Source organism: Pseudomonas azotoformans, assembly GCF_001579805.1.
GTDB classification, from domain to species: domain Bacteria; phylum Pseudomonadota; class Gammaproteobacteria; order Pseudomonadales; family Pseudomonadaceae; genus Aquipseudomonas; species Aquipseudomonas azotoformans_A.
The window spans coordinates 1,168,722-1,181,924 of sequence record NZ_CP014546.1; the positions used below are offsets into that span (position 1 = coordinate 1,168,722).

14 protein-coding genes, 1 other RNA gene and 1 pseudogene are annotated in these 13,203 nt (G+C 61.6%); 9 read left to right on the forward strand and 7 right to left on the reverse strand.

The genetic code is table 11. The annotated features are described in order from the left end of the window. Positions 1-92 precede the first annotated feature (92 nt). From AYR47_RS05560 to AYR47_RS05580, 5 genes are read right to left on the reverse strand one after another with little or no spacing between them, the layout of a single operon-like run. Entirely contained in the window at positions 93-1,310 is a 1,218-nt protein-coding gene (locus tag AYR47_RS05560) for a 2-octaprenyl-3-methyl-6-methoxy-1,4-benzoquinol hydroxylase (protein WP_167351277.1), read from the reverse strand. Between the two features lie 9 nt (positions 1,311-1,319). After that, the gene (locus AYR47_RS05565; RefSeq protein WP_016978971.1) at positions 1,320-1,805 is read right to left on the reverse strand and encodes a DUF4442 domain-containing protein; all 486 of its coding nucleotides are present in this window, start codon (positions 1,803-1,805) and stop codon (positions 1,320-1,322) included. After that, the gene (gene ubiH, locus AYR47_RS05570) at positions 1,798-2,985 is read right to left on the reverse strand and encodes a 2-octaprenyl-6-methoxyphenyl hydroxylase (RefSeq protein ID WP_061434547.1); all 1,188 of its coding nucleotides are present in this window, start codon (positions 2,983-2,985) and stop codon (positions 1,798-1,800) included. Before ubiH ends, AYR47_RS05565 begins: the two co-directional genes overlap by 8 nt. Continuing rightward, the gene (gene pepP, locus AYR47_RS05575) at positions 2,982-4,304 is read right to left on the reverse strand and encodes a Xaa-Pro aminopeptidase (RefSeq protein ID WP_061434549.1); all 1,323 of its coding nucleotides are present in this window, start codon (positions 4,302-4,304) and stop codon (positions 2,982-2,984) included. The genes ubiH and pepP overlap by 4 nt, the downstream gene beginning before the upstream one ends. 20 nt (positions 4,305-4,324) lie before the next feature. Beyond that, complete coding sequence (locus tag AYR47_RS05580) at positions 4,325-4,882, reverse strand: YecA/YgfB family protein (RefSeq protein ID WP_021492630.1); 558 nt, start codon at positions 4,880-4,882, stop codon at positions 4,325-4,327. Positions 4,883-5,020: 138 nt separating this feature from the next. Here AYR47_RS05580 and AYR47_RS05585 point away from each other — a divergent pair, with 138 nt between their 5' ends. The 4 genes from AYR47_RS05585 (at position 5,021) to AYR47_RS05600 (ending at position 6,440) form a co-directional block, all read left to right on the forward strand. Continuing rightward, on the forward strand, positions 5,021-5,230 hold the full coding sequence (locus tag AYR47_RS05585) for a TIGR02449 family protein (protein ID WP_007982902.1): 210 nt from the start codon (positions 5,021-5,023) through the stop codon (positions 5,228-5,230). Beyond that, the gene (locus tag AYR47_RS05590; protein WP_003176812.1) at positions 5,227-5,544 is read left to right on the forward strand and encodes a cell division protein ZapA; all 318 of its coding nucleotides are present in this window, start codon (positions 5,227-5,229) and stop codon (positions 5,542-5,544) included. The genes AYR47_RS05585 and AYR47_RS05590 overlap by 4 nt, the downstream gene beginning before the upstream one ends. Positions 5,545-5,574: 30 nt before the next feature. Beyond that, a non-coding RNA gene (ssrS, locus tag AYR47_RS05595) (6S RNA) lies at positions 5,575-5,753 on the forward strand. Between the two features lie 57 nt (positions 5,754-5,810). Beyond that, on the forward strand, positions 5,811-6,440 hold the full coding sequence (locus tag AYR47_RS05600) for a 5-formyltetrahydrofolate cyclo-ligase (protein ID WP_033897543.1): 630 nt from the start codon (positions 5,811-5,813) through the stop codon (positions 6,438-6,440). An 8-nt stretch (positions 6,441-6,448) separates the two neighbouring features. Here AYR47_RS05600 and AYR47_RS32670 read toward each other — a convergent pair whose 3' ends face one another. Continuing rightward, on the reverse strand, positions 6,449-6,598 hold the full coding sequence (locus tag AYR47_RS32670; protein WP_010207387.1) for a hypothetical protein: 150 nt from the start codon (positions 6,596-6,598) through the stop codon (positions 6,449-6,451). A 195-nt stretch (positions 6,599-6,793) separates the two neighbouring features. On the opposite strand from AYR47_RS32670, the gene AYR47_RS05605 reads away from it, so the two are divergent. The 5 genes and pseudogenes from AYR47_RS05605 (at position 6,794) to AYR47_RS05625 (ending at position 12,702) form a co-directional block, all read left to right on the forward strand. After that, a complete protein-coding gene (locus tag AYR47_RS05605) occupies positions 6,794-7,243 on the forward strand; it encodes an EVE domain-containing protein (protein ID WP_033897542.1) in 450 nt (149 codons plus the stop codon). Between the two features lie 69 nt (positions 7,244-7,312). Next, positions 7,313-8,279 (forward strand): annotated as a pseudogene (locus AYR47_RS05610) (HlyD family secretion protein). Then, complete coding sequence (gene rbbA, locus AYR47_RS05615) at positions 8,276-10,993, forward strand: ribosome-associated ATPase/putative transporter RbbA (RefSeq protein ID WP_061434551.1); 2,718 nt, start codon at positions 8,276-8,278, stop codon at positions 10,991-10,993. Before AYR47_RS05610 ends, rbbA begins: the two are co-directional and overlap by 4 nt. After that, on the forward strand, positions 10,993-12,111 hold the full coding sequence (locus AYR47_RS05620; RefSeq protein WP_033897539.1) for an ABC transporter permease: 1,119 nt from the start codon (positions 10,993-10,995) through the stop codon (positions 12,109-12,111). Before rbbA ends, AYR47_RS05620 begins: the two co-directional genes overlap by 1 nt. 156 nt (positions 12,112-12,267) lie before the next feature. Then, the gene (locus tag AYR47_RS05625; RefSeq protein WP_033897538.1) at positions 12,268-12,702 is read left to right on the forward strand and encodes a hypothetical protein; all 435 of its coding nucleotides are present in this window, start codon (positions 12,268-12,270) and stop codon (positions 12,700-12,702) included. Positions 12,703-12,778: 76 nt separating this feature from the next. Here AYR47_RS05625 and AYR47_RS05630 read toward each other — a convergent pair whose 3' ends face one another. Continuing rightward, positions 12,779-13,186, reverse strand: a complete 408-nt coding sequence (locus AYR47_RS05630) for a flagellar basal body-associated protein FliL (protein WP_016978962.1) — start codon at positions 13,184-13,186, stop codon at positions 12,779-12,781. Positions 13,187-13,203: the final 17 nt, after the last annotated feature.

The following is a 13,203-nucleotide window of genomic DNA, read 5'->3' on the forward strand; positions in this document are numbered from 1 at the left end:
TGCGGTCTCTCATTTGCAAAAAGAGGGCAAATGATAAGGACTCACATTTGGTAGCGCTTGGTGGAGGCGTTACCAGATGTTGCACGACTGTTTCAGGGCTGGGCCAGCTCCGGCAGATCCCCGCTCAGACCCAGCGCCTGGCGCACAAAGACGGCCTTGGCCTCGGGCATCTGGTCGACCATTTTCAAACCGGCGTTGCGCAACCAGCGCAGCGGCAGTTGATCGGCCTGGAACAGTCGCTCAAAACCCTCCATCGCCGCCATCAACGCCAGGTTGTGCGGCATGCGTCGACGCTCGTAGCGGCTCAGCACCTTTACATCCGCCAGGCGCTCGCCGCGCTCGGTTGCCGACAACAAGACTTCAGCCAGTGTCGCCGCATCCAGGAACCCCAGGTTCACGCCCTGCCCCGCCAAGGGGTGGATCACGTGCGCCGCGTCGCCAATCAACGCGAGGCCTTCGGCCACATAGCGCTTGGCGTGACGCTGGCGCAGTGGCACGCAGACGCGCGGATCGGCGCTAAGCACCGTGCCGAGCCGCCCTTCGAAGGCGCGCTCCAGCTCACGGCAGAAGCTTTCATCATCCAGCGCCATCAAACGCTCGGACTCGGCGGGCGTGGTCGACCAGACTATCGAACACCAATCTTCCTGCCCGTCCCGCACCAGCGGCAAGAACGCCAATGGGCCGGTGTCGGTAAAGCGTTGCCACGCGGTGCGCTGGTGCGGCTGGCTGCTGCGTACGCTGGTGACGATGGCGTTATGCAGGTAATCCCATTCGCGGGTCGCGGTGCCGGTCAGGCGGCGCACGGCGGAATTGGCGCCATCGGCAGCCACCACCAACGGCGCACGCAACGTGCGGCCGTCGGCCAGGGTCAGCAGCCAGTCATCGCCGGAGCGGCGCATCTGTTCCAGGCGTGCATTGGCCAGCAGGCCCAGGTCGCAGTCGTGCAGGCGGTCGAGCAGTGCATCCTGCACCACGCGGTTCTCGACGATATGCCCGAGCACTTCGGCATGCACACTGGCGGCGGAAAAATGGATCTGCCCGGTGCCGCTGCCGTCCCACACTTGCATCTCGCCATAAGGGCTGGCACGGCGCGAGACGATGCCGTCCCACACGCCCAGGCGTTCAAGGATGCGCTGGCTGGCGGCCGACAAGGCGCTCACGCGCGGCTCGAATGCGGCCTCGCGGTCGAACGGCTTGACGCTCAGCGGGCTGCCGTCGAGCAGCAGCACCTGCAGGCCACTGCCCTGCAACGCCAGCGCCAGGGCGCTTCCGACCATTCCGGCCCCGACAATCAGCACATCTGCGCGCATGTCCATGCTTTAAGCCTGTCTCGCTGGCGGCTTGCGCCGCACGTAAAGGGTTTTGTCAACTCGCGCCACCAGGGTGCCGGAGCCGTCATGAATCTGGACCTTGAGGTGGGGCAGGTACTTCTCGCCCCCTTCGGTCTGCCGTCGAATCTCATCGAGCAAGGCATCATCGATGGAAAACTCGGCATACACCGGGCCTTTGCCCGGCGAAATGAAATCGATACTCGCCGCCTTGTCCCACACGATGTAGTCGCGGCCCAGGTTCTCCATCAACAGCAGCATGTAGAACGGGTCGACCATCGAATACAGGCTGCCGCCAAACTGCGTACCGACGTAATTGCGGTTGTACCAGCCCAGGCCCATGCGCACTTTGACATGCCGGAAGTCCGCGCTCAGTTCTTGCACCCGTACGCCCGCGCCGAGGTACGGCGGATACAGGCTCAGGAACCAGCGCAATAACCGCGCCTTGCCCAGGCGCTCAATCAACCAGTTACGCATCGGGACGGGTACCCAGGCCCATGGCCTGACGGGCGAACCAGCGCTTGGCCGGCGGCAGCAAGTCCAGGCCCAGCAGGCCCATGTTGCGGCCCAGGGCGACCAGCGGTTGGGCGCTGCCGAACAGGCGCGTGACCTGGTCGGAGAAGCCCACGGTGAGTTTCTGGTCCAGGCGCTGACGCTCGCGATAGCCTTGCAAGGTCGCCAGGTCACCTGGCACTTGCGGTCCGGCCAGCAAGGCCTCGGCCAGCGCATTCGCATCACGCAGGGACAGGTTGAAGCCCTGCCCCGCAATCGGGTGCAGGCTGTGGGCCGCGTTGCCGAGGATCGCCAGGTGCGAGCGCACTTGCTCCTCGGCTTCCACCAATGTCAGCGGGTACAGATGACGGGCGCCGACTTGCTTCAGCGTGCCCAGGCGGTAGCCGAACACGCCCTGCAACTCGCTCAAAAAGCTGCGCTCGTCGAGATTGGCCAGGCGCTGCGCGTCCATGCCGATGCGCGTCCACACCAGTGCGCAGCGGTTGTCCGGCAGCGGCAGCAAGGCCATCGGGCCCTCGTCGGTGAAGCGCTCGAAGGCCTCACCGTTATGGGATTCGCTGGGGGTGATGTTGGCGATCAATGCGCTCTGGTTGTACGGGCGGGTTTTCACGCCGATGCCCAGTTGCTCACGCAGGCCGGAGCGGCCACCGTCAGCCAGCACGGCGAGGTCGCATTCCAGCACAGTTTCATCGTTGAGGGTCAGGCGGTAGCCATCGGGCAGCGGTTCCATGCGTGTGACTTCGGCCGGGCAACGCCAGCTGACCACCTCTTTGTCCAGGCCTTGCCACAGGCATTGGCCCAGCCAGGCGTTCTCCACCACGTAGCCGAGGGCCGGCACGCCCTCTTCCATGGCGGACAGGCGCGCGGTGGAGAAACGCCCACGGTCAGACACGTGGATCTGCTTGATCGGCTCGGCGCGGCGCGAAATCTCTTGCCACAAACCCAGGCGCTGATAGATCTGCCGCGCACCAAAGGACAACGCAGAAGAGCGCGCATCGTAGCTCGGCTGGTAGCTGTCGCCCGGCGCAAAAGGTTCGATCAGCACGATCTTCCAGCCGCGCGCCCTGGCCCCAGCCTGCAACGCCAGCGCCAGGCTGGCGCCGACCAGGCCGCCGCCAATGATTGCCAGGTTGACCCGGCTCATCGGGCAGCCGCCATCAGCGCTTCAATTTCAGCGATGGTCTTGGGCACGCCACCGGTCAGGATTTCACAGCCTTGCTTGGTCACTACCACGTCGTCCTCGATGCGTACGCCAATGCCACGCCATTTCTTTGCCACATTCGGGTTGTCCGGCGAAATATAGATGCCCGGTTCTACGGTCAGCGCCATGCCGACTTCCAGCACCCGCCATTCACCGCCCACTTTGTACTCGCCCACATCATGCACATCCATGCCCAGCCAGTGGCCAGCGCGGTGCATGTAGAAGGCTTTATAGGCTTCGCTGGCGATCAACTCGTCGACGTCACCCTGCAGCAACCCCAGCTTCACCAAGCCAGCAGTAATCACCTGCACGGTTGCCTCATGCGCCTGGTTCCAATGCTTGTCCGGGGCGATTTCGGCAAACGCGGCTTCCTGGGAAGCCAGCACAATTTCGTAGATCGCCTTCTGTTCCGGCGAAAACCTGCCATTGACCGGCCAGGTGCGGGTGATGTCGCTGGCGTAGCAGTCGATCTCGCAGCCGGCGTCGATCAGCACCAGATCGCCGTCCTTGAGCAGCGCGTCATTCTGCTGGTAATGCAGGATGCAGCTGTTGCGCCCGGCGGCGACGATGGAGCCGTAGGCTGGCATTTTCGCGCCGCCTTTGCGGAATTCATAATCCAGCTCGGCTTCCAGGCTGAACTCATGGAGACCGGCACGGCTGGCCTGCATCGCCTTCACGTGGGCGGCGCAGGAGATTCGCGCGGCCTCGCGCATCACCTTCACTTCCGCAGCCGATTTATACAGGCGCATGTCGTGGAGCAGATGATCCAGCGCAACGAATTCGTTCGGTGGCTGGGCGCCCAGGTGGGCCTTGGAGCGGATCACGTTGATCCATTCCATCAGGTGCCGGTCGAACTCGGCATTGCTGCCCATGGCCGAGTACACCCGGTCGCGACCTTCGATAAGGCCGGGCAGGATGTCGTCGATATCGGTGATAGGAAACGCGTCGTCGGCGCCAAAATCACGGATCGCGCCTTCGGTGCCCGCGCGCAGGCCGTCCCACAGTTCGCGTTCGGCGTTGCGCTCGCGGCAGAACAGCACGTACTCGCCGTGCTGGCGACCGGGCATCAGCACAATCACCGCTTCCGGCTCGGGGAAACCGCTCAGGTACTGGAAGTCACTGTCCTGGCGGTACACGTGTTCGACATCGCGATTGCGGATCGCCACGGCGGCAGCCGGCAGGATCGCGATGCTGTTGGGTTCCATCTGCGCCATGAGCGCCTTGCGGCGTCGGGTGTATTCCGCTCGGGGGATATGGATCATGGGCAGATGGGCTTCCCTTCTTAGTGCAGCGACGGCTTGGGTGCAGCGGGTTCAGCGGACTTCTTGGTCTCGGTGAACAGCAGCAGCGGCGCGACGCGCAGGTATTCCATGACTTCCATGTAGTCGCCTTCGCCGTCTTCGGACTCTTCCAGGGCGTCTTGCACCTGGGAGATCGCCGCCAGGTCCTGCAATACTTCCTTGGCGTCGGTGCTCAGTTCCAGGCCGCCGGCGTTGACGCCGAAACCGTGGAGGAAGCCCTGGCACCATTGGCCCAGGGCGGCGGCGCGTTCCGCGAGCGGCGCATCGTCGGTCGGTAGCAGCAGGACCACGGTGACGTCATCACCGGTCAGCTCGCCCTTGACCATCTCTTGCAGGCCGATCAGCGCGTTGCGCACGTTGTCGGTCGGTTCGGTCTCAAGCAGCTCGGCCACGTCAGCCAGCCAGTTGTCGGCATCAAAGCCAACGCCGGTGCAGCTGCGGCCCAGCAATACGCCGTGCAGTTCAGCAGGCGAGCAAGGGTGGCCGCTGGTGCTCAGCAGTTTGGAAAAAGCGTCGTACGGGGAGTTCTGAATAGGCATGGTGAGCTAGGCGCCAGACGGCGCAATGTCTAGAATGGAGCGCTGTATCCTAGCACCGGCAGACGTACCAAGACTATCAAGGGCGTCAGATCGTTTATCCTGCAGTTGCCATTCATCAGACAAATCCAGTGGAACCCAATGGAAGACACCGACCTGCAAGCGCTGATGGCCAGACTCGAATTGCTAATTACCCGGGTCGAGCAACTAAAGAGTCAAAACGGACTCCTATTAGCTCAGGAAAAGACCTGGCGCGAGGAACGCGCTCACCTCATTGAAAAAAACGAAATCGCCCGGCGTAAGGTCGAATCGATGATTTCGCGCCTGAAGGCCCTGGAGCAAGACTCATGAGTTCAAGCAATAGCGTCACCGTGCAGATCCTGGATAAAGAATATTCGATCATCTGCCCCCAGGAAGAGCGCAACAACCTGGTGAGCGCCGCCCGCTACCTGGATGGCAAGATGCGTGAAATCCGCAGCAGCGGCAAAGTGATCGGCGCCGACCGTATCGCCGTGATGGCCGCGCTGAACATTACCCACGATCTGCTGCATAAGCAGGAACGCCCTGACGTGCAGGCCAGCGGCTCGACGCGTGAGCAGGTGCGCGACCTGCTGGAGCGTGTCGATCTGGTGCTTTCCAGCGATTCAGACGCACCCAAGGGCTGATTGCCGCGACTGTTTAAGGTATACTCGCCCCACTCCCTGGCGTGTTTGCCAGTCGGCGATGTCCCTGAGCCGATTCGCACTACCCTGGAAGTTGCACGTTGGGCTGGTGTGCATGTCCGCTAGACGGAAAGCCTTAAAGCCTACTGCATCTTCCACCTTGAACTTTCGGGTTCAAGGGCTAAGTCGACAGCGGCTCTGTCGGGGAGCCTGAATTCCCAAACTCAATGCCAGTCCTCGGACTGGCATTGTTTTATGAGCCGGAAACCATGACCGAACCTGCGCCGCTTTCCCGTCCGCAACTTCGACGCATGTTGCGCAAAGCCCGCCGCGCCCTCACGCCGAGCGAGCAACGCAAGGCCGCCCAGGGCCTGTATCGGCAACTGGCACAGCACCCGCTGTTTCGCCGGGCCAAACATATCTCTTTGTATCTACCGACGGACGGTGAAATCGATCCGCGCCTGCTGCTGCGCGCCGCCCAGCGCCGGGGCAAGGCCACTTACCTGCCGGTGCTCAGCGCCTGGCCACGGACCAAGATGGTGTTCCAGCGCGTCAGGCCTGGGGAAAAGCTGCTGCCCAATCGCTTTCGCATCCTGGAGCCACGGGTGAATATCAGCCGCCAGCGCAAAGTCTGGGCCTTGGACCTGGTGCTGCTGCCGTTGGTGGGGTTCGATGATGCCGGTGGACGCCTGGGCATGGGCGGCGGGTTCTACGATCGCAGCCTGGCCTACCTGGCGCGCCGCCAAAGCTGGCGCAAGCCGACGCTGTTGGGTCTGGCCCATGAATGTCAGAAGGTCGATCGATTGATACAGGCAAGCTGGGATGTGCCGTTGGCGGGCACCGTCACCGATAAGCATTGGTATAGTGCGAAGACGCCACTGGAATCAGCGGCGCCTTGAAAGAAGAGTCAGCGTTTGAACGGTTGCGGCTGCTGCTGAGCCAGTTCAACGGGCGCATCGGTCTTGTTCGACCATAAGCTTTGGGCATACCCGGTGGTCACGACGCCCAGACCAAACAAAATCACCAAAATCCATAGTAAATCCGGTTTACGTTGCATCGATTGCCCCCCTGCAGGCACCTCGTACACGATGACAACAACGTTCCAAAGTAGTCCGTTGCAGCTGCGTCAAGCTTTAAAAGCCGGCATTCTGCGGTAACGTGAACCAACACGCAAACCTTGGCGCCAACCGACTGTCGGTTTGTCATCAAATTGCCTGACAACTTGCCCACTGCTTTTTTCAGGAGCCCAAAAATGGCCTATTGGCTGATGAAATCCGAGCCCGACGAACTCTCTATCAAAGGCCTGGAAAAGCTCGGCGAAGCGCGCTGGGACGGGGTTCGCAACTACCAGGCGCGCAACTTCCTGCGTGCCATGGCGGTGGGTGACCAATTTTTCTTCTACCACTCCAGTTGCCCGGAGCCGGGCATTGCCGGCATCGGCAAAATCGTCGAGGCGGCCTACCCGGACCCCACCGCGCTGGAGCCCGAAAGCCACTACTTCGACGCCAAGGCCACTCCGGAAAAAAATCCGTGGAGCGCGATCAATGTCGCTCACGTCCAGACCTTCCCCAACGTGCTTGGCCTGGGCTACCTCAAACAACAATCCGCCCTTGCCGAACTGCCCCTGGTGCAAAAAGGCAGCCGCCTTTCAGTGATGGCCGTCACGCCCGAGCAATGGGCCGCCGTGATCAATTTGCTTTAACTGACCGGTATCAAAGCCCCGCCGGGGCAAACCGCTCAAACTAGGACGCTAATGCCGCAGGAAGCAGCCATGTCGACGAACCACCACGCCTCACGCCTTTTCGCCATCGCCCTCATTGCCTTGTTGCTGGGCGCCGGCGGCTTCGGTTACTGGCGCTCCACCCAGGACCGCCTGCCCGAAGGCCTGAGCATGGGCAATGGCCGTCTGGAATCCACCGAAGTGCAGATCGCCGCCAAGATCCCCGGCCGCCTGGCCGAAGTACGCGTGGACGAAGGCGACAAGGTCCTCAAAGGCCAACTGCTCGCACGCATGGACACCCGCACGCTGGAAGCCCAGCGCGCCCAGGCCGAAGCCGAAGTGCTGCGCGCCAAGGAAAACTTCGCGGCCGCCGAGGCCAACGTGCAATTGCGCCAGAGCGAGCAACTGCTGGCCAACCAGGAACTCAAGCGCACCCAGGAACTGTACAAGCGCGGCTTCGCCAGCAGCCAGCTGATTGACCAACAGCAGGCACGGCAGAACACCGGCAACGCCGCCGTGATTGCCGCGCAAGCCCAAGTCAATTCGGTGAAGGCGGCGATTGGCGCCGCCGAAGCCCAGGTCGCCCAGCTCACCAGTGAGATCGATGACAGCAGCCTGCGCGCGCCCCTCGACGGGATTATCCAACTGCGCCTGGCCGAGCCGGGCGAAGTGCTCGGCGCGGGCGGGCGCGTCCTGTTGCTGATCGACCCCAACGATCAATACATGAACCTCTACCTGCCAGCCTCCGTCACCGGGCCGGCTAACCGTCGGCAGCGATGCGCGCATTCTGCTCGACGCCCTGCCCGACCAACCGCTGCCGGCGAAGATCAGCTTTGTCGCCGCCAAATCCCAGTTCACCCCCAAGGAAGTGGAAACCCGCGACGAACGCCAGAAACTGGTGTTCCGCGTCAAACTGCGCCTGACTCAACCCAGCGCCGTGCCCCAGGCCAAACCCGGCATGCCCGGCGCCGGCTACGTGCGCACGGCTGATATCGACTGGCCGGCCAACCTGCAATGACCGCCCTGGCGCTGCAAGCCACGGCGATCAACCATCGCTATGGCAAGCAACAGGCCCTGGTCGACATCACGTTCAGCCTGCCAGCCGGTACGCGTTGCGGGTTGATCGGGCCGGATGGTGCGGGCAAGTCGAGCCTGCTGGGCTTGATCGCCGGGGTCAAAAAGCTCCAGGACGGTCAACTGCAAGTGCTGGGCGGTGCGATTGAAGACCGCCGCCACCGCAACAGCCTGTACCCGCGCATCGCCTTTATGCCTCAAGGGCTGGGCGGCAACTTGTATCCCGAGTTGTCCATCAGCGAGAACATCCGTTTCTTTGCCACGTTGTTTGGCCTGTCGAAAGCCGACTGCGACCAGCGCATGCACAACCTGCTGCTGGCCACCGACCTTGCGCGCTTCGCTGAACGCCCGGCGGGCAAGCTCTCCGGTGGGATGAAGCAGAAACTCGGCCTGTGTTGCGCGCTGATCCACGACCCGGACCTGTTGATCCTCGACGAGCCCACCACCGGCGTCGACCCACTGTCACGCCGGCGCTTCTGGGAGCTGGTCGAAAGCGTCCGCCAAGAACGCCCGCAACTGACGCTGCTGGTGGCCACGGCCTACATGGAAGAAGCCGAGCAATTCGAACATTGCCTGATGCTCGATCGCGGCAAGCTGATTGCAGACGGACTAAGCCGTGAATTGGCGGGCGCGACCGCCAGCGGCAAACTGGACGACGCCTTCACCCACTTCCAGGGCGACAGCGCCCACGCCAACCAGCCGCTGGTGATTCCGCCCAGGGAAAGCAACAACACCGATATCGCCATCGAAGCCCACGACCTGACCCTGCGTTTCGGGGATTTCACCGCCGTGAACAAGGTCAGCTTCGCCATTGGCCGCGGCGAGATCTTCGGCTTCCTCGGCTCCAACGGCTGCGGCAAGACCACCACCATGAAGGTGCTCACCGGGCTGATGCCGGCCACCGAGGGCAGCGCGACGCTGCTGGGCAATCCGGTAAACGCCAAGGACCTCGCGACCCGCAAGCGCGTGGGTTTCATGTCGCAAAGCTTCTCGCTGTATGGCGAACTCAGCGTGCGCCAGAATCTGGTGCTGCATGCGCAATTGTTCGACCTGCCCAAGGCTGACAGCGGCCCGCGCATTGATGAGCTGATCCAGCGTTTCGATCTCGGCGACGTGGCCGAACAGCCCTCCGGCGAACTGCCCCTCGGCCTGCGCCAACGTTTGTCACTGGCCGTGGCAGTGCTGCATCGCCCGGAAGTGCTGATCCTTGATGAACCGACTTCGGGCGTCGACCCGGCGGCGCGGGATGATTTCTGGCGATTGCTGATCGAGCTGTCCCGCGAACAAGGTGTGACGATTTTCCTGTCCACGCACTTTATGAACGAGGCCCAGCGCTGCGACCGCATTTCCCTGATGCACGCGGGCAAGGTGCTCGCCTGCGATACGCCGCAAGCGCTGCAACGGCAGTTCCAGGGCGACACTTTGGAAGCGGCGTTCGTCACCTGCCTGGAACAGGCCCAAGGCGAACCTGAGCCCACGGCGCCCGCCGCAACCGTCAGCGAAACCAGCGCGCCGCCGGTGAGCAAACGCGGTTTCAGCCTGGCCCGCCTGTTGGCGGTGGCCAGCCGCGAAGGCAAAGAACTGCTGCGCGACAAGGTACGCATGGCCTTCGCGTTGCTGGGCGCGATGTTCATGATGGTGATCTTCGGCTACGGCATTTCCCTGGATGTGGAGAAACTCGCCTTCGCCGTCTACGACCAGGACCAGACGCCGCAAAGCCGCGCCTACCTGGAGGCGTTCCGCAGCTCACGCTACTTCGCCGAGCAGCCGCCGATTCAGGACTCAACTGAATTGCACCGGCGCCTGCAACGTTCGGAAATCAAACTGGCCCTGGAGATCCCACCGGGCTTTGGCCGCGATCTCTACGCCGGCCGCCAGCCCAGCGTGGCCGCCTGGCTCGATGGCGGCATGCCGTTTCGCGCGGAAACCAGCCGCAACTATGTCGAGGCCGTGCACCAGGAAAACCTTCAGCAACTGGCCGAACTGAGCAGCCTGCCGCGCAACAATCCAGCAGCCGCCAAGCTGGAAACGCGCTTTCGCTATAACCAGGACGTAGTCAGCGTGAATGCCATCGGCCCCGGTGTGATGGCGCTGATCCTGGCGTTTATCCCGGCGATGCTCACCGCCCTCGGCATCGTGCGCGAGAAGGAACTGGGCTCAATCACCAACTTCTACGCCACGCCCCTGACTCGCCTGGAGTTTCTGCTCGGCAAACAGGCGCCGTACCTGGCCGTGAGCCTGGTCAACCTGGCGGTATTGGTGGCGATGAACCGCTGGCTGTTCGGCGTGCCGTTCAAGGGCAGCGGCCTGACGCTGGCGTTCGGCGGCCTGCTCTATGTGCTGGCGACCACCAGCATGGGCCTGCTGATTTCTGCGTTCACTCGCACCCAGATCGCGGCGATCCTCGGCACCATGATCATCACCAGCCTGCCGACCATTCAATTCTCCGGGCTGATCGTGCCGCGCTCGTCCCTGGAAGGCGCGGCGGCGTTGATGGGCATGCTATTTCCGGCGGGGCACTTCCTTGATGTCGCCGTGGGCACCTTCACCAAGGCCCTGGACCTGCGCCAGTTATGGCCGCAATGCCTGGCGCTGTTCGGGTTCTTTGTCGGGTTTACCGGGCTGAGCCTGGTCATGCTCAAAAAGCAGGAGGCCTGATGCATAAGTTCGCGCATATCCTGCGCCTGGGGATCAAGGAACTGACCAGCCTGCGCCATGACAGCGTTTTGCTGCTGTTTCTGTTCTACGCCTTCACCGTCGCCATCTATATGCCCGCCGCCGGCTCGGTGATCGGTGTGCACAACGCCAGCGTGGCGTTTGTCGATGAAGACCACAGTTCGCTGTCGCGACAACTGGCCGAGGCGCTGCAGCCGCCCGAGTTTCAGGCACCAACGCCGTTGGCCTATGACCAGTTGGACAAGGTCATGGACAGCGGCGAATACACATTCGTGATCAATGTGCCGGCGAACTTCCAGGCTGACCTGCTGGCCGGCCGCCAACCCGGCGTGCAGGTGAACGTGGACGCCACGGCGATGAGCCAGGCATTCATGGGCGCCGGTTACATCGGGCGGATTTTCCAGCGCGAACTGCTGGCCTACGGCGGCCAGACCGATGCCGCCAGCCAGGCGCCGGCGCTGCTGACGACGCGGGCGCTGTTCAATACCAACCTGGAAGGCGGCTGGTTTTTGGCGGTGATCCAGATCGTCAACAACATCACCATCCTGGCCATTGTGCTCACCGGCACCGCGCTGCTGCGCGAGCGCGAACACGGCACCCTTGACCATTTGCTGGTGCTGCCGCTGACGGCGCTGGAGATCATGCTGGCGAAAATATGGAGCAACATGCTGGTGGTGGTGTTGTGTACCTGGGTGTCGCTGGAGGTGGTGGTCAAGGGGTTGCTTGGCGTGCCGTTGGCCGGGTCGCTGAGTTTGTTCCTGTTTGTGACGGCGCTGTATCTGTTTGCCAGTACGGCGCTGGGGATCTTTCTGGCCACGCTGGCCCGCTCGACACCGCAGTTCGGCTTGCTGGCGATTCCGGTGATTATCCCGATGCTGTTGTTGTCCGGCGGCAGTACGCCGTTGGACAGCATGCCCGAGTGGTTGCAGTGGGTGATGCAGGGCTCGCCGTCGACGCATTTTGTGAGTTTGAGTGCGGCGATTCTGTTTCGGGATGCAGGAGTAAACGTAGTCTGGCCGGAATTGTTGGGATTGGCGGGAATTGGGTTGCTGTTTTTTGCAGTGGCACTAATGCGTTTCAGAAAAACCCTCACGTCTTAACAGTCGAAACTAAAGACACATTGGCTATATAAAAACACTCAACATTCGAAATAAATATAAACAACTGTCATTTATGACAGTTGGAATCCCCTACTACGAATGATTAATTAGCCAGGAAAACCCGCCTAATTCCATTGATATAGGGGAACACCACAAATGGCGACTTCATCAGATAAAAAGAGCAAGGTCGAAGCCCCCCCTTCAAAAACTCAAGTAGTACATGTGAACGTGGACTCGCTATCCGGCACCCATGAGGTCGATCTCTCCAAGGACGGCTTCAGGGGGTGGTTGAGACTCCATTACAAATTTGTTGGCAACGAATTTACTCTATCCACCACTCAATACAAAATTGACAAGGGCGACAACCATGGAGGAAACAAAGCAAATTACAATGTAACGCTGCTACTGGGCGGCACACTTTCTATCGATAATGCCATGCAAAACAATACATGGCACACATGGGCCAGCTCCGTATCCAAGCTTAGTCATGGCACTGAAGTCGTAAACGTCGAAATCATATTTGACAAGGATGCCCAAAGAGATCCCCGAGTGAATAAAGGCTATTTATTCAGTCGCTCGACCACAGAATAGTTTTTTCAACACGTCCTCTTACTGACTACACACTGTCGTAGGCCGCGCGGAGTAAAGGGCACACCGCGCGGCGCTCTTATTGGATGATTAGGTTGTTGAACAACAAATCTTCCACCACCGGCTTGCCGGTCTCGTCATTCATCACTTGCTGGGTTTGCTTCAGGGCCTCCTGACGCAGTTTTTCCTTGCCTTCAACGGTACTCATGGCCTCGTTGGTCTGCTGGGTGAACAACGCCACCAGTTGGTTGCGGATCAGCGCGTCGTTGGCTTTGACGGCAGCAGCCGCTTCGGGGCCGGTCACGCGCAGGGCGATGTCGGCCTTGAACACCTTGAGTTTCGCCGTGCCATCCAGCCCGTAGTTGCCCACGAACGGCGGGCTCAGACTGATATAGCTGACCTTCGGCGCCTCGCCTTCTTTGGCTTCTTCGGCCTGGGCTGCCATGGGCAACGTCAGGGCCAGCATCAACAGGATCCACGCTTTCACAGTTCATTCCTCACATT

What these genes read in the sequence shown, in the direction of transcription:
- AYR47_RS05560 (WP_167351277.1), bottom strand. Translation starts at nt 1,310, where the DNA reads ATGCGCGCAGATGTGCTGATTGTCGGGGCCGGAATGGTCGGAAGCGCC.
- AYR47_RS05565 (WP_016978971.1), bottom strand. Translation starts at nt 1,805, where the DNA reads ATGCGTAACTGGTTGATTGAGCGCCTGGGCAAGGCGCGGTTATTGCGC.
- ubiH (WP_061434547.1), bottom strand. Translation starts at nt 2,985, where the DNA reads ATGAGCCGGGTCAACCTGGCAATCATTGGCGGCGGCCTGGTCGGCGCC.
- pepP (WP_061434549.1), bottom strand. Translation starts at nt 4,304, where the DNA reads ATGATCCATATCCCCCGAGCGGAATACACCCGACGCCGCAAGGCGCTC.
- AYR47_RS05580 (WP_021492630.1), bottom strand. Translation starts at nt 4,882, where the DNA reads ATGCCTATTCAGAACTCCCCGTACGACGCTTTTTCCAAACTGCTGAGC.
- AYR47_RS05585 (WP_007982902.1), top strand. Translation starts at nt 5,021, where the DNA reads ATGGAAGACACCGACCTGCAAGCGCTGATGGCCAGACTCGAATTGCTA.
- AYR47_RS05590 (WP_003176812.1), top strand. Translation starts at nt 5,227, where the DNA reads ATGAGTTCAAGCAATAGCGTCACCGTGCAGATCCTGGATAAAGAATAT.
- AYR47_RS05600 (WP_033897543.1), top strand. Translation starts at nt 5,811, where the DNA reads ATGACCGAACCTGCGCCGCTTTCCCGTCCGCAACTTCGACGCATGTTG.
- AYR47_RS32670 (WP_010207387.1), bottom strand. Translation starts at nt 6,598, where the DNA reads ATGCAACGTAAACCGGATTTACTATGGATTTTGGTGATTTTGTTTGGT.
- AYR47_RS05605 (WP_033897542.1), top strand. Translation starts at nt 6,794, where the DNA reads ATGGCCTATTGGCTGATGAAATCCGAGCCCGACGAACTCTCTATCAAA.
- rbbA (WP_061434551.1), top strand. Translation starts at nt 8,276, where the DNA reads ATGACCGCCCTGGCGCTGCAAGCCACGGCGATCAACCATCGCTATGGC.
- AYR47_RS05620 (WP_033897539.1), top strand. Translation starts at nt 10,993, where the DNA reads ATGCATAAGTTCGCGCATATCCTGCGCCTGGGGATCAAGGAACTGACC.
- AYR47_RS05625 (WP_033897538.1), top strand. Translation starts at nt 12,268, where the DNA reads ATGGCGACTTCATCAGATAAAAAGAGCAAGGTCGAAGCCCCCCCTTCA.